The organism is Streptomyces sp. NPDC051214 (assembly GCF_040682375.1).
In the GTDB taxonomy this organism is placed as follows: domain Bacteria; phylum Actinomycetota; class Actinomycetes; order Streptomycetales; family Streptomycetaceae; genus Streptomyces.
This window is the reverse complement of record NZ_JBFBAT010000003.1, coordinates 280694-296603: the sequence shown is the minus strand read 5'-3', so window position 1 is coordinate 296603 and position 15910 is coordinate 280694. Positions and strand designations below refer to the sequence as shown.

19 protein-coding genes are annotated in these 15910 nt (G+C 71.3%); 5 read left to right on the top strand and 14 right to left on the bottom strand.

Annotation, left to right across the window (positions count from 1 at the left end):
- Positions 1–116 precede the first annotated feature (116 nt).
- Positions 117–707, top strand: coding sequence for a sigma-70 family RNA polymerase sigma factor (locus AB0M70_RS09295; RefSeq protein WP_365818052.1), 591 nt, complete (start codon positions 117–119; stop codon positions 705–707).
- Positions 708–982: 275 nt separating this feature from the next.
- Here the strand turns inward: AB0M70_RS09295 and AB0M70_RS09290 are convergent, their stop codons facing one another.
- The 3 genes from AB0M70_RS09290 to AB0M70_RS09280 all read right to left on the bottom strand — a co-directional run bounded on the left by AB0M70_RS09290 (position 983) and on the right by AB0M70_RS09280 (position 3655).
- Positions 983–1693, bottom strand: a complete 711-nt coding sequence (locus AB0M70_RS09290; protein WP_365818050.1) for a C39 family peptidase — start codon at positions 1691–1693, stop codon at positions 983–985.
- Positions 1694–1751: 58 nt separating this feature from the next.
- The gene (locus tag AB0M70_RS09285) at positions 1752–2447 is read right to left on the bottom strand and encodes a peptidoglycan-binding domain-containing protein (protein WP_365818048.1); all 696 of its coding nucleotides are present in this window, start codon (positions 2445–2447) and stop codon (positions 1752–1754) included.
- Between the two features lie 227 nt (positions 2448–2674).
- A complete protein-coding gene (locus tag AB0M70_RS09280; RefSeq protein ID WP_365818046.1) occupies positions 2675–3655 on the bottom strand; it encodes a winged helix-turn-helix domain-containing protein in 981 nt (326 codons plus the stop codon).
- Between the two features lie 214 nt (positions 3656–3869).
- Here AB0M70_RS09280 and AB0M70_RS09275 point away from each other — a divergent pair, with 214 nt between their 5' ends.
- Positions 3870–4448 (top strand): TIGR04222 domain-containing membrane protein, encoded by a 579-nt coding sequence (locus tag AB0M70_RS09275; RefSeq protein ID WP_365818044.1) that lies wholly within the window; start codon positions 3870–3872, stop codon positions 4446–4448.
- 75 nt (positions 4449–4523) lie between these two features.
- Here AB0M70_RS09275 and AB0M70_RS09270 read toward each other — a convergent pair whose 3' ends face one another.
- From AB0M70_RS09270 to AB0M70_RS09260, 3 genes are all read right to left on the bottom strand, one after another.
- Positions 4524–6062 carry an FG-GAP-like repeat-containing protein gene (locus AB0M70_RS09270; RefSeq protein ID WP_365818042.1) on the bottom strand — a complete coding sequence of 513 codons (1539 nt, stop codon included), beginning with the start codon at positions 6060–6062 and terminating at the stop codon, positions 4524–4526.
- 161 nt (positions 6063–6223) lie between these two features.
- Positions 6224–6889: a dioxygenase gene (locus tag AB0M70_RS09265; protein WP_365818769.1), complete on the bottom strand. Its 666-nt coding sequence runs from the start codon at positions 6887–6889 to the stop codon at positions 6224–6226.
- Between the two features lie 79 nt (positions 6890–6968).
- Positions 6969–7925 carry an AraC family transcriptional regulator gene (locus AB0M70_RS09260; protein WP_365818040.1) on the bottom strand — a complete coding sequence of 319 codons (957 nt, stop codon included), beginning with the start codon at positions 7923–7925 and terminating at the stop codon, positions 6969–6971.
- A 211-nt stretch (positions 7926–8136) separates the two neighbouring features.
- On the opposite strand from AB0M70_RS09260, the gene AB0M70_RS09255 reads away from it, so the two are divergent.
- Together AB0M70_RS09255 and AB0M70_RS09250 are read left to right on the top strand one after the other, a co-directional pair.
- A complete protein-coding gene (locus tag AB0M70_RS09255; RefSeq protein WP_365818038.1) occupies positions 8137–8901 on the top strand; it encodes a protein phosphatase 2C domain-containing protein in 765 nt (254 codons plus the stop codon).
- Positions 8902–8984: 83 nt separating this feature from the next.
- Complete coding sequence (locus AB0M70_RS09250) at positions 8985–9605, top strand: L-threonylcarbamoyladenylate synthase (protein WP_365818036.1); 621 nt, start codon at positions 8985–8987, stop codon at positions 9603–9605.
- 23 nt (positions 9606–9628) lie between these two features.
- Here the strand turns inward: AB0M70_RS09250 and AB0M70_RS09245 are convergent, their stop codons facing one another.
- From AB0M70_RS09245 to AB0M70_RS09210, 8 genes are all read right to left on the bottom strand, one after another.
- Entirely contained in the window at positions 9629–10297 is a 669-nt protein-coding gene (locus AB0M70_RS09245; protein ID WP_365818034.1) for an alpha-ketoglutarate-dependent dioxygenase AlkB, read from the bottom strand.
- A complete protein-coding gene (locus AB0M70_RS09240; RefSeq protein WP_365818032.1) occupies positions 10294–10857 on the bottom strand; it encodes a hypothetical protein in 564 nt (187 codons plus the stop codon). Before AB0M70_RS09240 ends, AB0M70_RS09245 begins: the two co-directional genes overlap by 4 nt.
- Positions 10854–11159 (bottom strand): Ada metal-binding domain-containing protein, encoded by a 306-nt coding sequence (locus tag AB0M70_RS09235; protein WP_365818030.1) that lies wholly within the window; start codon positions 11157–11159, stop codon positions 10854–10856. Before AB0M70_RS09235 ends, AB0M70_RS09240 begins: the two co-directional genes overlap by 4 nt.
- Positions 11156–11890, bottom strand: a complete 735-nt coding sequence (locus tag AB0M70_RS09230) for a 2OG-Fe(II) oxygenase (protein WP_365818028.1) — start codon at positions 11888–11890, stop codon at positions 11156–11158. Before AB0M70_RS09230 ends, AB0M70_RS09235 begins: the two co-directional genes overlap by 4 nt.
- 40 nt (positions 11891–11930) lie before the next feature.
- On the bottom strand, positions 11931–12434 hold the full coding sequence (locus tag AB0M70_RS09225; RefSeq protein ID WP_365818027.1) for a methylated-DNA--[protein]-cysteine S-methyltransferase: 504 nt from the start codon (positions 12432–12434) through the stop codon (positions 11931–11933).
- A gap of 193 nt (positions 12435–12627) precedes the next feature.
- On the bottom strand, positions 12628–12846 hold the full coding sequence (locus AB0M70_RS09220; RefSeq protein ID WP_365818025.1) for a hypothetical protein: 219 nt from the start codon (positions 12844–12846) through the stop codon (positions 12628–12630).
- Positions 12839–13810 carry a DMT family transporter gene (locus tag AB0M70_RS09215; protein ID WP_365818023.1) on the bottom strand — a complete coding sequence of 324 codons (972 nt, stop codon included), beginning with the start codon at positions 13808–13810 and terminating at the stop codon, positions 12839–12841. The genes AB0M70_RS09220 and AB0M70_RS09215 overlap by 8 nt, the downstream gene beginning before the upstream one ends.
- 124 nt (positions 13811–13934) lie before the next feature.
- A complete protein-coding gene (locus AB0M70_RS09210) occupies positions 13935–14855 on the bottom strand; it encodes an EamA family transporter (RefSeq protein ID WP_365818021.1) in 921 nt (306 codons plus the stop codon).
- A 120-nt stretch (positions 14856–14975) separates the two neighbouring features.
- On the opposite strand from AB0M70_RS09210, the gene AB0M70_RS09205 reads away from it, so the two are divergent.
- Positions 14976–15827 (top strand): LysR family transcriptional regulator, encoded by an 852-nt coding sequence (locus tag AB0M70_RS09205; RefSeq protein WP_365818019.1) that lies wholly within the window; start codon positions 14976–14978, stop codon positions 15825–15827.
- Positions 15828–15910 lie beyond the last annotated feature (83 nt).

The window sequence follows — 15910 nt, the reverse complement described above, 5'->3', positions numbered from 1 at the left end:
TGCCGGAGCAGCTGTTCCCAGGATGACCGGATCGCGGCCACAGCGACGGCGCGACTGCCCGATTACGTTCGTTCGTACGGCGATCGCGATCGCCGGAGGGAGCTGACGACACGCCGATGAGCCCACTGGTGCCACAGCCGGTGCGAACCCCCGTCAGGGAGCGGACCACAGACCTGGCCCGGGGCCTCGCCGGTGGAGACGAGGCGAGTCTCGCGGCGGTGTACCGCCGGTGGGGTCCGCTGGTGCACGCCCTCGCCCAGCGCGCGCTCGGCGACAGCCGCGAGGCGGAGGACATCACGCAGCAGGTGTTCTTCGCCGCGTGGCGCGGCCGCGGCGGCTACCGCCCCGAACTCGGTGGCCTGGGCGCCTGGTTGACCGGGATCGCCCGGCACAGGATCGCGGACGCGCTCAGCGCGCGCACCCGGCGGGCGGCACTCGTCGAGGGCGCGGTGGCGCAGCTCGCCACGATGGATCACGGCGTGCACGAGGGCATGGACTCGACGGTCGAACGGACGTTGCTGGCCCAGGAGTTGGCCAGGCTTCCGCGCCCCCAGCGGACGGTGTTGCGCCTGTCGTTCTACGAGGACCTGACCCATCCGCAGATCGCGGAGCACACCGGGTGGCCACTGGGCACGGTGAAGAGCCATGCCCGGCGCGGCATCCACAGTCTGCGACTTCGTCTGGAGGACGCGCAGGAGGGCTCCTGAAGAATCTTGGTCCACGGTGCATCCAAGCGCCCGGTCGCGACGGAAGCAGTAGGTAGCTCGTCGTGACCGTCATTGTGCCTGAGGTCGGCAGGACCGCCTGGACCCTGCTTCCTGTTCGGCCTCAGCGGAGTCGGTGCCGCTGAGGCTGTCGCTGTCACCCCCGAGACGGCGACCGAGCGGGCTGTGGGTGGCGCATGTGTCGGTGGCGCCACCCACAGTCGCCGGCTCGCGGCACTCGGCTCACGGCACTCAGCCCGCGATGTTCTGCTCGCGAATCAGGCGGCGTAGCCCTTCGGCGGGATGAGGGTGGCGAGCTGATCGAAGGAGAGCCAGTAGATCTGGTTGCCGCCGAAGGAGGCGGGGTCGGCGATGAGGACGGTGCGGTTCGCGTCGTCGTAGCCGATGACGGTGAAGTAGTGGTAGATCGTCTGGTCCGAGGGGTAGCCGGGCGGCTGGTTGCCGGGCGGGGCCACGATGTTGGTGACCAGCGGGTAGTTGTGGTCGATGTCCAGGACGATGTCGTTCCACAGCAGGTCCTTCTGGGCCTGGGTGGGCGGGTCGTTCGGCATCTCCTTGGTCTCGTACCACCCGGTGCCGAGGTTGGCGTTGAGCACGCCGGTCACCTGACTGATGTGATCGGTGCCCGCCTCGGTGGTGCCGAGCTGGGCCGCGAGCGCCCCCTGGCTGGGCGGGGCGATCCGCGCGGACAGGGCGATGCGGGTGGCGGCGGGGCCGCACCAGTAGCCGGTCTCCTGGACCTGGTAGTCGACCGGGAGCGTGTGTGCGCTCTTGGTCCGCGCACCGCCGATGCTCAGCCGGGTGCCCGGTTCGTTCTGTCCGCTGACGACCGCGGTCCCGGCCCTGGAACCTTCGGCGAGGACGGACACGCTGTGCGGGTGTGCGGGTTCTGCCTGGGCTACGGCCGGGGTGACGAGCGCACCGACGGCGGCGACGGCGATCGCTGTGGAGACAAGTCTCTTGCGCATGCGGACTCCTGGCGTGTGGGGACGTGAGGGGGACGGTGGGCGCGCTGGCGTGCGGGGGTCAGGGGATCGGCGGGACCGTGGGCCCTTCCTGGGCCAGCAGGTCGCGGGCGAACTGTTCCCACTGCGCGTAGCGGTCGGGGTAGGCGGAGACCTGGACCGCCTGGCAGACCTCGCCCGGGGGCATCGTCTGCCAGCCGTCGATCTGGATCAGGCCCGGGTTGCTGCCGAAGGGGGCCACTCCGTAGAAGGACTTGGACGAGGTGGCGACATCGGTGATCTGCTCCGGAGTGCCCCAGCCGGTGCTCGGGCGCTGCTGGAAGATGCCCAGGGAGTCGTGGTCGACCGGCGTCAGGTAGTTGACGAACTTCGATTCCTGCATGGCGGTCATCAGGGCGATGACCAGGCCCTGTTCGGGGATCTGCGCTCCTTTGCCGACACCGATGACGGTGCGTGCGTTGGCGAGTTCCTCGGGTCCGAGGTCGGCCGCCGTGCGAAACGTGCGGCGCAGTTCGGCGTCGGGCGCCTGCCGCAGGGCTCTGGCGGTCGCGTTGTCGACCGAGCCGGTGCGGGGCAGGCCGTGGCGCTCCTGGAACCACTTCAGGCCGTGCCCGGAGGAGGCCGCGGGCGCCGTGGGGGTCGCGGGGGTCGCGGCGGCCTGGGCGATGCCGGGCACGGCGCAGAGGGTGCCGGCCAGGGCGAGTGAGACGGCCACGGCCGCGCGGTGGGTGAGGGGGAGGGTACGAGTAGTGCGCAACGCCACTCCTTCATCGGATCGTCGAGGCGTCCCGGCCTGCCGTGCGCGGAAGGGCACACGTGGACGCGCGTCGAGCGATGCGCGGGGCGGGGTGTCGGGACGCGACGCGGTGGGGGATGCGGTGGGGGGATGCGGTGGGGGGGATGCGGTGGGGGGGGATGCGTGAGCAACTGCTCGGTCAGCTTCCTTGCATGCCCATGCCAGAAGCAATCGATGAAAGCCCAGACTTACGACCCGCAGCTGCGCAGCAGCGCGCGCCCCTCCGCGGTGGCGACATGAAGTGACCTTCCCGCCTTGCGGACGGTGGTCAGCAGGCCTGCGGCGCGCAACACCTTGACGTGCTGGCTGATCGCCGGGTGCGTGACCGCCAGCAGGCGGGCGAGCTCGACCGTGGAGGAGCCGGTGCACGCCGCCTTGAGGACAGCGGCGCGCGTGTGCCCGACGAGCGGCCCGAGGGCGCCGTCGTCCGTGCGGTCGGCGGGTGCGGGCTGGCTCCAGTCCAGTGCATGGTCGATGGGATACACCAGGACGGGCGGCAGTTCGCCGTCGGCGAGTGTGACGGGGGTGGGCCAGCAGAAGAACGAGGGCTGCAGGGTGATCCCCCGGCCGTCGAGGCGCAGCTCCTGATCCACCGGATAGTCGGCCTCCAACACCGGTGGCTGCCAGCGCAGTTGCGGGCCGAGGCCCGCGAGCAGGCCGTCGGTCCCGCCGCCGAGGAGGCTGTGCAGGCGGACGATGCGGTCGGCGTCGATCTGGGCGTGGATGCGGGGCCAAAACGGCGCAAGCGCCTCCAGGTGGTACGTGTGCAGCGCTCGCCCCAACTGCCGCAGGGCGGCGGCGTCTCCTTGCGCGAGCGATGCCGTCCAGCCCGGCAGCCGGCGCGAGGCGGCCACCCGCGACAGATCGGTGCGCAGGCGCGGCCGAGGGGTGCGCACGAGGGTGTCGACCGCGGCCTGGAGCGTCTCGCCTTCCCCGTGGGTGGGGGTGAGGAAGTCCGGGGAAGAGCCGTGCGGCGGCAGGAGGGGTGACAGGAGGCGACAGCTGTCGGAGAGGCGCGGCCTCGCCCAGCGGCGCCACGCCCCGAACACCCTTGCACCATCGCGCCGTTGGAGCGTCTGGACGCTGTTGCTGATTTCCCAGAGGAAGTCCGGACCTGAGGCGACCCGCACCCGCGCCAGGTCCTCGGCCGTGAAGTGCACCCGCAGCATGGCCCTCTCCCCCTGTGCCCCGTGCCCGGTTCCGTGGCCGCCGCGTCGCCGCGCGGCAGGGCTCAAGGCCATCGCCGTGGGGCGGTTGCTGTCAAGGGAGACGGGCGGTGCCCGGACCCTCAAGTTTTGCTCTGAAGGGGCGCGGGTGAGGGGTGCGTGCTCCGTGCGTCGGGCACCACAGGCGAAAGACGGGGTGTCCGAAGGGGGTGAGGGCATGCGGGTGTACTTCAGGCGGGCCACGACGGCGGCGGCAGCACGACGGGCCCTTGGTGTGTACGACATCGCCTATCTGGCGGGTGGGCCGCGACGCGTGGTGGAGTGCGCGGTGATCGGGCTCGCCGAGCGCGGGCTGCTCAGGCTCAGGGCGTCACGGGTGTGCGCCGTGGGCGAGGAGACACCGGGGCATCCGGTCGAGCGGGCCCTGATGGCGGCGTGCCCCAACAGCCGCAGCTCCGCCTCGGTGTGCGCGGAGCTGCGTGAGTCCCCGGAGGTGGAGGAGATCGGCGACCGGCTCGCCGAGTGGGGCCTGGTGACCAGGTCCCGGCACCAGCTGACCCGGGTCGGCAGGCAGCGGCTCCAGGCGGCCGAGGAGGAGGGGACCCTCCCCGACCACGTGTTCGCCGGGCCCGAGGTTCTTCCGAAGGGCACGGTCCGACGCGCCGTCACGGAGGCGCAGTTCGTTCCGTCCGGTCTTGGCCGGGCCATGATCCGCTTGGGCAACGCCCTGGAGCGCGACTCGGGCTCCGATCACGCGGACTCCGGCTGCGGGGGCGGCGGGGGCGGAGGCGACTGACGGGGCGGGCCCGCGTACGGGAGGTGACGAGCTGTCATCCCCCTTACACGGGCCCGCACTGGTGCCGCTGCGTGCCTAGCGCAGGGTGGTGCCGAAGAGCGCCGCGGCGTCCGGGGCGCCGACGTCCTTGGGGCCGAACGCGACGGAGTCCGTGGCGGTCAGTCCGGTCGAGGTGCCGCGCAGCGACCAGATCGCGCCCGCCTGGGCGTTCTCCCGCGTGGAGGACACCGCGAGGTCGCGGTGTCCGTCGCCCGTGACGTCGAGCAGCGCGCCGGCCGCACCGAACTGGTCGTCGGCCTCGGCGACTCCGGGGATGCCCGCGGTGTCCTGGTGGAAGGCCTGGGCGCCGGTGCCGGTCACGCCGTCGGCACTCCCGTGCACCAGGACGACGGCGCCCGCGTCGCCGACGGTCTTGACGTCCTCGCCCACGACACCGATCGCGATGTCCGCGAAGCCGTCACCCGTCACGTCGCCGACGGAGAGGGAGCTGCCGAAGCGGTCGCCCTCCTCCTCGGCGCCGGGGATGCCGGGCAGGCTCTGGTCGAACTCCTGGACCTCCGGCTTCAGGCCGTCCGCCGAGCCGTAGGCGACCATGACCGGGGCCTCTCTTTCGTCATACTCGCTTTCGCCGACGACGAGGTCGTCGTAGCGGTCGCCGTTGATGTCGCCGATGCCGAGCTGCCCCCTGGCCCCCGCCGCCTCGCCGCGCTTGAAGCCGGTGGGGCTGCCGTACAGGATGCTGTTGGTCCAGGAGCCGTCGCCGGTGTAGTCGTTGACTGCGATGTCGGAGCGCCCGTCGCCGTTGATGTCACCGACGGCCCTCGGGATCACCGGGCCCTGCACGGAGAGCGGTCCGTTGACGCAGATCTCGGGCTTCTCGCGACAGCCGGGGTAGGGGCGCTCCTCGCTCTCGTAGCTCCACCACTCCGACTTGTCCATGAAGTCGAGGGTGGCGGCCGGGGCACCCGTGCGCGCGATGGGCCCCTTCCACAAACGCGCCTTCTGCTCCACCGGGTCGTCGCCGTGATACGCCACCAGGTCGAACAGCGCCAGGTCGGTGGTGCCGTCCCCGTCGAAGTCCCCGGCCTGCGGGGCGAATCCGAAGGTGTTGACGGCGGTGCCGCCGGTCGGGCCGCTCGCGGAGCCCCACAGGATCACCGAGCCTCCGCCGGCGACTCCGGTGCCGACGACCAGGTCCGCGTACCCGTCCTGGTCCAGGTCGGCCTTGGTGAAGTGCCGGCCGAACTCCTGCTTGGCGGTGGCCGCGCCGGGCACGCCGCTCGTGGAGCGGCTGATGACCTTCTTGTCGGCCGGGTCGAGACCGTCCTTGGAGCCGTAGGTCACGACGACATACCCGGCCTTGGCCTTGCCGGAGACGGTGGCGCCCGGGGCGCCGACGACGAGGTCGGCGTAGCCGTCGCCGTTGAAGTCGTCCGTCACCTTCGCGGCGGCGGCGCCGGCACGGCCGGCGTCGGCGTCCGGTGTGGCCGCCCAGGCGCTGCCCTGCCCGATGGCCAGGGCCGAGAGGCCGCTGCCCACGAGCAGGGAGGCGGCCATCAGGGGCAGGGTGCGACGGGCACGCCGACCGACGGCGTGCTGCTTGGCTCGCGACATACAGATTCCCTTGGTTCAGAGTGCGGTTGGGTGGCTGCCCGGCGGATGTCACCGCCGGTTCATGCCGGCCGAACACTTGACCCCTCACGTCCACCAAAGGTTGTACGGCGCCCCACCGCACCCACGCCCCTCACAGCCGCTCAGCCGGAGCGCGGTCAGGTCTACTGGGGCACATTCAGGACGAAGTCGAATTCCGCCTCCTTCGCGTTGCCGACGGTGCGTACGTTCATGAGCAGCCGCGCGTCGAAGATCGGGTCGGTGTTGTTGCGCGGTTCGCCGGGGAAGTACAGCTGGGTCGTGAGGACCGGGCGCCCCGGGGCCTGCACCTTGACGTGCAGGTGCCGGGTACGGCCCGGATAGAGGCCGGGCACGACCGTGGTGAGCCTGAACGCGCCCACGGCGTCGGTGAATTGGTGGCCCCGGAAGCGGTACCCCGTGTTGTCGTACGTCCCGTAGGTGTCGGCCTGCCAGAAGTCCAGCAGGACCCTGGGTATGGGCCGGCAGGCGCTCCCGAAGACGTAACCGGTGACGGTGAGCCGCACCCCCGGGGTGCCCGGCTGGAGGAGCGAGGTGCGCCGGGGCGAGTTGGGTTTGAAGTACGGCCCCTCCATCTGCGGGGGCGTCGGGTCGTCACCGTCGTCGCAGGCCGGGGTCACCTCCGGCGCCACCCCGCGTTCGCCCGCCGTCCTGGCCAGGGCGGGGACCCCCATCAGGGCCACCGGCAGGGCCATGCCCACCGCGGCGGCCGCTCTCAGGACGGTCTTGCGGCTGGGGCCGCCACCCTCACGCTGCTCCTTGGCCGGGCCGGCTCCGTCGTCGTCGCGCATGCCGTCCTCCGTCGTGCCGATCTCGCGCTCCATCGCTCCTCCTGAAGGGGGTGGGGTGGGTTCCGGATCGGCTCCGAAGCTATGCGGACGGCAGGGGCCGGGCGATGGACTCAAGTCGGTGGTCATGGTGAATATCTCCGTCGCCGCGCCGGAAGTCCCCGGGGCTCGCGCCGGTCTCGCGGCGGAAGAAGCGGCAGAAGTAGGCGGGGTCACCGAAGCCGACGCGGTCCGCGACCTGACGGACCGACAACTCCGTGTGCAGCAGCAGGCGTTTGGCCTCGTGCACCCGCGCCTGCCGGATCAGTTCGCCGGGCGTTCGGCCGGTGGAAGCCTTGACCGCCTCGCTGAGGTACCCCTCGGAGACACCCAGCTGCCGTGCGCACGCGCGCACGGACCGCAGGGGGCCCTCCGGGCCGGCGAGCAGGGTCGAGAACCGCGCGGCCACGGAGCCGGGGCCGGTGCGCGGGGCGGACGGGACCTCGGCGGACCGGCGTACCGGCAGCCGCGCCGCCCGCACCACCAGGACGTGCAGCAGGGCCCGCAGCACGCCCTGGAATCCGTCGGCGCCCGCACGGTACTCACCGTCGAGATCGGCGACGAGACGCGCGGTACGGTCGGCCTCCTCGTCGGGGAGTTCGACCCACGAGCGCTGCCCCAGCCCGCGCAGCGCGTGACGGTCGGCGGGGTGGTCCAGGAGGAAGTCCTCGGTGAAGAGGATGACGTTCCCCTCCAGACCGGTGACGTTCTCCCAGTGATGGACCTGTCCGGGGGCGATGAAGCACAGGTTCGGCGGCCGCAGGGCGAAGCGGGCCAGGTCGACGACGTGCTCCCCGGTGCCGCCGGTGACGTGCACGATCTCGTGGAAGGTGTGCCGGTGCGGGAACGACGCCCGCGACATCGGACCGATCGTGTCGAAGGTGCCGATGGCGAACGGCAGCGCGTTGGGCATGGGGACTTCCAGGCGATGCGTCGGCATCCCCTCCTTGCCGGGTAAGCCGCTGTTCCCCTCGCCGGGCAAGACCGTTGTGCCGCGCATGCGTACGCTCCTCACCGAGTCACCAAGAACTGAGTCACCAAGACCTCACCGAGACGGGAGACTGGTCCAGACCAGCCGACTCCCCCACCATGGCACGCACGGTCACCGCCGGGCAGGGGGCGCACACGGTCCGCCACTGAGCCGGGAGCGGCGCACGGCGCGACAATGGTCTTGCGGAACACGCCCGCCGCTGCGGAGAGGCGACCCACGGATGCCCTACATCACAGTCACCGCACTGAGCCACCCCGGTCTCGTACGCGACCACAACGAGGACAGTCTGGCCGTCGGCCCATGGACGCTGTGCGGGACGATGACCGAGAACCCGCAGACCCTGGGGTTCCCGCTCGGCAACCCCCTCGTCGTCGCGGTCGCCGACGGCATCGGCGGTCAGCCGGGCGGCGAGGTGGCCAGCGGCCTCGTCGTACGGCGGCTTGCGGCGCTCGGGTCCCTGCTGGACAGCGAGTCGGCTGTGCGTGACGCGCTGAACGCCTGCAATCACGCCGTGTACGAGGCCGCTGAACGCGACCCGGAGCTGACGACGATGGGGACGACGGTCGCGGGTGTCGTGGTCCTGGGACAGGAACTCCTTGTGTTCAACGTCGGCGACAGCAGAGTGCTCGACGTGAGCGGCAGCGGCAGCGGCGCGAACGGCACTCTCCGGCAGGTGAGCGTCGACGACAGCCCGCCGCCCGCGCCCGGCCGGCGCACCACGTCGATCGTCACGCAGGCCCTCGGCGGCGCCCTCCGGTTCAGCGCGATCACCCCGCACGTCAGCACGGTGCCGCTCGTCGGGGGTGAACGTTTCCTGGTGTGCTCCGACGGCCTGACCGACCCCGTGCCCGAGGAGACCCTGGCCGAGCTGCTCGCGGCCCACGACGGAGGCCGGGCCGTCTTCGAGCTGTGGAAGGCCGCCATCGACGCCAGCGGCCCGGACAACATCACGCTCGCGCTGATCACGGTCGTCGACGACGACTGACGCGTCGACGCGCGCCACCCGGGAAGAATTCTGTGGCCGCCGAGAAACCGGGGGTGGCTGAAGCGATCACGTAGGCTCGGCGGATGGCGAAGTATTTTGACGTGCACCCCGACAACCCCCAGCAGCGCAGCATCAGCACCGTGGCCGACAGCATCCGATCCGGTGCGCTGATCGCGTATCCGACGGACTCCTGTTTCGCGCTCGGCTGCCAGCTGGGCAACCGCGACGGTCTCGACCGGATCCGGAAGATCCGGAACCTCGACGATCGCCACCACTTCACCCTGGTGTGCCAGAACTTCGCGCAGCTGGGTCAGTTCGTGCACGTCGACAACGACGTGTTCCGCGCGATCAAGGCGGCCACGCCGGGCAGCTACACCTTCATCCTGCCCGCGACGAAGGAAGTGCCGCGCCAGCTCCTGCACCCGAAGAAGAAGACGGTCGGCGTCCGGATTCCCGACCACGTCGTCACACAGGCCCTGCTCACCGAGCTCGGCGAGCCGCTGCTCTCCAGCACGCTGCTCCTGCCCGACGAGGAGGAGCCGCTGACCCAGGGCTGGGAGATCAAGGAACGCCTCGACCACGTGGTGGACGCGGTGGTCGACTCCGGCGACTGCGGCACGAGCCCGACCACGGTCATCGACTTCTCCGGCGGCGAGGCGGAGATCGTGCGCCGAGGGGCGGGCGACACCTCGCGCTTCGAGTAGGCGAGCGGCCCCGGGCCGCCCGGTCAGTCGGTGAGACCGGTGACCCGCATGGTGATGTTCAGGCGGCCCGATGCCAGGCCGGTGGCGGGGTCCGCGGTGCCCTCGTGAACCTTGGGCACGCCGTGGAAGATGTGGCGCGAGGGGCCGCCGAAGACGAACAGGTCGCCCGAGGCCAGTTCGATGTCGGTGTAGGGCTTGGTGCGGGTCTGTGTGTTGCCCACGCGGAACACGCAGGTGTCGCCGATGGACAGGGACACCACCGGGGCCGACGACCGCTCGTCCTTGTCCTGGTGCATGCCCATCTTGGCCTGCCCGTCATAGAAGTTGATCAGCGCGGTGTCGGGCGTGTAGGGCGTGTGATCGGCCGCGGCCGACGCGTCTCCGTACGCCGCCGTGAGCGCCCGGCGGCCGAGCGCGACCATCCAGTCCGGGAAGGCGGCGACCCGTCGGCCGTTCACGTCACCGGCGGTCCGCGTGTACCGGTACGGCTGCCAGTGCCATCCGACGCACACGGTTTGCACGGACATGACTCCGCCGCGCGGCAGCTGGGTGTGGCGGATCGGCACGGGTCCGGTGGCCCAGTCGCGGCACGCCGTGACGAGTCGGCGCTGCTCGTCCAGGGTGAGCCACTCCGGCACGTGGACCGCGCCGGGGGCGATCTCCCGCTTGGGCCTGGGGATGAGGGCGTTCACGAGGTCACCTCCGCGGAGAGGTGGGTGGTGACCCAGCGGTGGCGTACGTCCCAGGTGGCGCCGTCGGGGGTGGCGCCGCGTAGGCCGTGCAGTACGTCGTCCCCGGCGAGCGCGGGGACGCGGGAGTCCCGCAGGGAGGCGAAGGCGTAGGTGCGGGCCGGGTCCCAGTCGGTGGAGTGGCGCAGGCGCCGGGCGAGCTGGGCGAATCCGATGGGCGCGGCGGCCATCACCCAGGCGTCCGGGAGCTCGGCGGTCAGGCGGTGGGCGGGGCGCAGCCAGGACGCGGCGGCCTCCGGCCAGCTCACCGTGGCGAGGACGGTGCCGCCGCGGGCCGTCCACGCGGCGGCGAGGGCTTCGGCGGCCGCCCGGGACGCCGGGTCGCGGCTGTGGCCCACCGTGACGGTCTCGATCCGCGCCTTCGGCAGTGTCAACAGGCCTATGAGGGCGGCGAGTTCGGCCTCGGTGTGCGCGGCGGGCGCGGGGAGGTCCGCGTGGGCGGCCAGCTCGGTGGCGCTGACGAGGGGTGAACGGGAGGCTTCCCGCTCCTTGAGGATGCTCATGGTGTGCCGGTGCTTTCTGGGTCTGCTCTCCATCGAGCGTACTGAGCGGGCAGGCAGACCGCACAGGGGCGGTGTCCGGCCGCGATCGCGGTGGCCTCGTCGGGGAAGAACACCCGGTGGGTGGCGTACGGGCCGCGGGCGACGGCCCGCAGCGCGGAGGGGCAGTCGAGGCGGCCGTACAGGCGTGCGCGGCGGTGGCCGGCCAGGGTGCCGGGTGTGGCGCTGGGGTACGGCTTGCCGTCGGGCCCGCACAGTCTGTACGTACGCGGACCCGTCCTCTCCCCTGCCGCGGAGGGGTTCACGACGCGTCGTGGAAGACCAGGCCGAGCGTGTGCCTGCGCCCGGAGCGGACGGTGCTCACGCCGTGCCGCATCGGTCCGGTCGACCAGCCGCGCTTGGAGGCCACGGGCCGGTCGCGGGTCGTGAAGATGAGGCCGTGGCCCTGCGGCAGGGTCGTGGCCGAGCCGCGTGACTGGGCGCGGGGGCGCTGCTCGGTCATGAGGAACTCGCCGCCGGTGAAGTCGGCTCCCGGGGCGTCGAGTCCGATGACGACCTGGAGCGGGAAGAGCATGTCGCCGAAGACGTCGCGGTGCAGGGCGTTCCAGTCACCGGGTCCGTAACGGAGCAGGATCTGGGCGGACTTGGCCTGTCCGGCCGCGTGGCACATCTTCACCCACTCCCCCAGGCTGTCGGGCCAGGGGGCGGGGTTGCCGAGCCTGGCGGCCCAGTCGCGGGCGACGGGGAGCAGCCGGGGATAGAACGCCTTGCGCAGCTCTCGTACGACGTCCGGGAGTTCGTGGGTGAAGTAGCGGTACTGGCCCGACCCGAAGCGGTATCGGGCCATGTCGATGGTGCTGCGGAAGCGGTCGGTGTCGTCGTACAGGGCGGCAATGTCACGGCAGGCTTCGGGGTCAAGGAGCTGACCGGTCAGGGCGTGACCGTGCTCGTCGAGCTCGGCGGCCAGCGCGCCCCAGTCCTGCGCCGCGACGCGTTCGCCGACGCGGGTGGCTGCCGGGTGATCGGTGTCGATCATGATGAGGGGTCCTTCGTGGTCGTGCGGGTCGGACAGAGGCTCAGACGAGGGTGGGTTGCAGGGCGCCCTCATGGGTGAGGAGCTGGACCTTGCGTTCCACGCCGCCCGCGTAGCCGCGCATGGAGCCGTCCGCGCCGATCACGCGGTGGCAGGGGCGGATCAGGAGCAGCGGGTTCGCACCGATCGCGGCACCCAGGGCCTGCACGCGCCCCCGCTCCACACCGATCCGCCGGGCGAGCTCGCCGTAGGTGGTCGTGGTCCCGTACGGGATCTCCTCCAGGGCACTCCAGACGCGCCGCTGGAAGTCGGTGCCGCTCGGGGTGAACTCGATCTCGAACGTGGTGAGTTCGCCGTCGAAGTAGGCGGAGAGCTGTCGCGCGACCTCCGAGAAACGGTCGGGATCGCGGACCCAGCCGCTGTTCACTGCAGGTGCGTTCCTCTGGCCGGTCATGGACAGCGACGACAGCGAGACACCGCCCGGCGCCGGCTCACCCACCAGCAGCAGTTCACCGAGCGGGCTGGTAACGGTGGCGTAGACGGTCATGACGACTCCCTTTGCTTCCCTGCTTTGCTTCTCTTCGCTTCCCTTGCACCCTCAACAATGGGGTGGGGAGTGAGCGGTCGCTGGCGGGAATCGGACGTCGCGCTGATGTCGTGGCGGGTGGCACGGAAGGGCCTGGTCCGCACTTTGCGGGAGAACCGTTGCGCCCGGGGAGCGCCCTACAGGGCGGTCACGCCTAGTCGCGGTCGTGGGTCCCCGGTTCGATGATTTCGTCCAGGACCCGGCGGACTGCCTCGTACGCGGTGGCGGAGGTTTTTGCCGTTGCGGGTTCGTCCGGGTTTTCTGGCTCCGCCTTGTCGGACTGTGTCTTCCAGTGCTGTTCCTCCTGCTGGGCCCAGGCTCGGGCACGCTGGATGCGGCGCAGGAGTTCGTCGGAGTCCACGGCATCAGTCATGCGAGGTATGTACCCACGGATGCCGTGCGTCAGCCGGATGAGTCGCAGCTTCCGGGATCTTGGCCGGCGGTGTGATCCGGGTCCTCTTCTGGCGGCGCGTCATGCTCACTCCGGTGAGGACGACCGCCATCCCCGCGGCCACCCGGAGACTGAAGGGCTCGTCCAGCACGATCGCGCCCAGTGCCACGGAGACCACCGGCAGCAGGTATCCGACCGTCGCGGCGTTCGTCGCGCCCTCGTCCGCGATGATCCGGTAGGTGAGGTGGAAGGTGATGCCGGTGGCGAAGATTCCCAGGATGGTGACGGCGATCAGGGTCGTGGGCGCCACGTGGGCCGGCTCCAGGCCGCCCACCGGCAGAGCCAGCGCCGTCAGGCCCGTCGCCGCCATGAGCTGGGCGGCGGAGAGGGACAGGGTGGGCATGCCCTTGCCGACGAGATGGTGCCCCATGTACGTGAAGCCGACGGCGTAGCTCGCCGCCGCTCCCACGATCGCGAGGGCGCCCCAACTCGTCAGCCCCGACTGTTGCCATGGGGCGAAGATCAGCGACGTACCCGCGAAGCCGAGGAGGAGTCCGGCGAGGCGGACGGGGCGCAGCCCGCGTTCCGTGCCGATGCCGAGGCCGATCAGGACGGACCACAAGGGGGTCGTCGCGTTCAGTGCCCCGGCCACCCCGGAGTCGACCGTCTGCTGCCCGACGCTGAAGAGCCCGAAAGGCAGGGCGTTGCAGAAGAAGGCGGCGACGACGATGTGCTTCCACGTCGCACGGCCCCGTGGGAGGCGTTTGCCTGTGCTGAAGAGCAGGACCGTCAAGGTCGCCGCCCCGAGCGCGCAGCGCAGGAGCGTGACCTGCACGGGAGAGAAGCCTTCCAGGGCCAGTTCGATCCACAGGAAGGTCGATCCCCAGAGGAGGGCCAGCACGCCCACCCTTGCCGCTGCCCAGGTTCTTCCGGGGACGCCGTTCACTGTTGATCTCCCTGTCCTGGCCGGGCCGTTGTCACCGAACGAAACGATGCCGCCGCCGACCTGAAAGGACAAGCAACAAGTTTTTAATGATTGTTAAGCTGCGCTACATTCGCGTGGGACGGCCTCAGGACCGCTTCAGGACACTGACCCCGTTCGCCGTCACGATCGCCGTGATCGCCAGCCACTCCACCCACCCCAGGGACTGCCCCAGGACGGCCATGCCCACCAGGGCCGCGAGGACCGGGTTGACGCTCATGAAGATGCCGAAGAAGCGGGCGTCGACCCGGCGCAGGGCGAGCAGGTCGGCGAGGAACGGGACTGCGGAGGACAGGATTCCGGCGGTGGCCGCGCAGGCCAGGGCCGCGGCCGTCGGCGGGTGATGGGCGAGCACCACGATGCCGACCGGCAGGTAGAGGAGCCCGGAGATCCCCGCCGCCGTGGCCGACCCCTCGACGCCGGGGAGGCGGGCGCCGACCGTGCGGTTGAGCAGGATGTACGAGGCCCAGCAGGCCGCGGCGAGCAGCCCGAGCCCGATGCCGACGTAGTCCGTGCTGGGCTGCGGGCGGGCCAGCGCGACCACCGCCGCGCCCGCCACGACCGCGCACCCGAGGTCCACCGCACGGCGGGAAGCGGCCAACGCGACCGTCAGCGGGCCCAGGAACTCCAGGGTCACCGCGAGACCGAGGCCCACGCGGTCGATCGCGGTGTAGAGCGAGAGGTTCATGGTGGCGAAGACCGCCGCCAGGCACAGCAGCGGGCACCACTGGCGCCAGGTGAAGGCGCGCACCTTCGGCCTGCCCACCGCCAGCAGGACCGCGCCCGCGACCCACTGCCGTACGGCCACGACACCGGCCGGACCGATGACACCGAACGCCAACGCGCCGGTCGCGGCGCCGACTTGGTTGGACAGGCCACTGCCGAACATCATCGCCATGCCCGAGAGGCGCCCCCGGGGACTGCTCGCAGGATCGCCCACACGCTCCGGGACACCGTCGACGACAGCGGGCATGGCGGCGGGCGCGGCCTGGCTCTGAGACGTGTCCATGCACCGCAGGATGCGCCACTCTCACGCATACGAAAAATGCATGCGAGGCATCATGCATACGCTTTGGTTATCCATACGCTCTGGTTATGCATGTGCTCCGGCCGTCCCTACACTGCGGACATGGATCTGGAACTGCGGCATCTGCGCTGCCTGGTCGCCATCGTCGACACCGGCGGCTTCACCGATGCCGCCGCCGAGCTCGGCGTCTCCCAGGCGGCCGTCTCCCGCACCCTCGGCGCTCTGGAAGAGGTGCTCGGGGTGCGCCTGCTGCACCGCACCAGCCGGAGCGTCACGCCCACGACCGCGGGAGTTCAGGTGCTCGCCCGGGCCCGGCACCTGCTCGCGGAGGCCGACGACCTCATCCGGGAGGCGACCACCGGACACACCCGGCTGCGCATCGGCCACGCCTGGTCGGCGATGGGCCGCCACACGGCGGAGTTCCAGCGCCGCTGGGCCGCCGGACACCCCGACGTCGAGCTGTCCCTGATCCGGACGAACTCCGCGACCGGCGGCCTCGCCGAGGGACTGTGCGACCTCTCCGTGGTGCGCACCGCCTTCAACGAGTCACGCTTCGCCAGCGCCGTCGTCGGTCACGAGCGCCGCTTCTGCGCCCTGGCCAGCGACGACCCGTGGGCCAAGCGGCGCTCCGTCCCGCTGGCCGACATACGGGACCGTACGCTCCTCATCGACCGGCGCACCGGCACGACCACCGCCGAGTTGTGGCCCGAAGAGGCCCGCCCCCCGGTGGAGTACACCCAGGACATCGACGACTGGCTGGCGATCATCGCGTCGGGCCGCTGCGTCGGCCTCACCCCGGAGAGCACCGCCAACCAGTACCGCCGCGACGGCATCGTGTTCCGCCCGCTGCGCGACACCGAGCCGATCGCCGTCCATCTCATCTGGCGCCGCCACGATCCACACCCCATGACGCACGCCGCGGTGGCGCTCGCGACCGAGCTCTACCGCAGGTGAGGCGGCGGGCCGTCCGTGCCGAGCTGCAGGCCGGGGCCGCCGGCCACCGGCTCGCTGCCGGGTCCCTTGATGGCCACCTTGGG

What these genes read in the sequence shown, in the direction of transcription:
- AB0M70_RS09275 (WP_365818044.1), top strand. Translation starts at nt 3,870, where the DNA reads ATGCGGGTGTACTTCAGGCGGGCCACGACGGCGGCGGCAGCACGACGG.
- AB0M70_RS09295 (WP_365818052.1), top strand. Translation starts at nt 117, where the DNA reads ATGAGCCCACTGGTGCCACAGCCGGTGCGAACCCCCGTCAGGGAGCGG.
- AB0M70_RS09265 (WP_365818769.1), bottom strand. Translation starts at nt 6,889, where the DNA reads ATGCGCGACGACGACGGAGCCGGCCCGGCCAAGGAGCAGCGTGAGGGT.
- AB0M70_RS09290 (WP_365818050.1), bottom strand. Translation starts at nt 1,693, where the DNA reads ATGCGCAAGAGACTTGTCTCCACAGCGATCGCCGTCGCCGCCGTCGGT.
- AB0M70_RS09230 (WP_365818028.1), bottom strand. Translation starts at nt 11,890, where the DNA reads ATGATCGACACCGATCACCCGGCAGCCACCCGCGTCGGCGAACGCGTC.
- AB0M70_RS09225 (WP_365818027.1), bottom strand. Translation starts at nt 12,434, where the DNA reads ATGACCGTCTACGCCACCGTTACCAGCCCGCTCGGTGAACTGCTGCTG.
- AB0M70_RS09210 (WP_365818021.1), bottom strand. Translation starts at nt 14,855, where the DNA reads ATGGACACGTCTCAGAGCCAGGCCGCGCCCGCCGCCATGCCCGCTGTC.
- AB0M70_RS09255 (WP_365818038.1), top strand. Translation starts at nt 8,137, where the DNA reads ATGCCCTACATCACAGTCACCGCACTGAGCCACCCCGGTCTCGTACGC.
- AB0M70_RS09270 (WP_365818042.1), bottom strand. Translation starts at nt 6,062, where the DNA reads ATGTCGCGAGCCAAGCAGCACGCCGTCGGTCGGCGTGCCCGTCGCACC.
- AB0M70_RS09250 (WP_365818036.1), top strand. Translation starts at nt 8,985, where the DNA reads ATGGCGAAGTATTTTGACGTGCACCCCGACAACCCCCAGCAGCGCAGC.
- AB0M70_RS09280 (WP_365818046.1), bottom strand. Translation starts at nt 3,655, where the DNA reads ATGCTGCGGGTGCACTTCACGGCCGAGGACCTGGCGCGGGTGCGGGTC.
- AB0M70_RS09260 (WP_365818040.1), bottom strand. Translation starts at nt 7,925, where the DNA reads ATGCGCGGCACAACGGTCTTGCCCGGCGAGGGGAACAGCGGCTTACCC.
- AB0M70_RS09240 (WP_365818032.1), bottom strand. Translation starts at nt 10,857, where the DNA reads ATGAGCATCCTCAAGGAGCGGGAAGCCTCCCGTTCACCCCTCGTCAGC.
- AB0M70_RS09220 (WP_365818025.1), bottom strand. Translation starts at nt 12,846, where the DNA reads ATGACTGATGCCGTGGACTCCGACGAACTCCTGCGCCGCATCCAGCGT.
- AB0M70_RS09205 (WP_365818019.1), top strand. Translation starts at nt 14,976, where the DNA reads ATGGATCTGGAACTGCGGCATCTGCGCTGCCTGGTCGCCATCGTCGAC.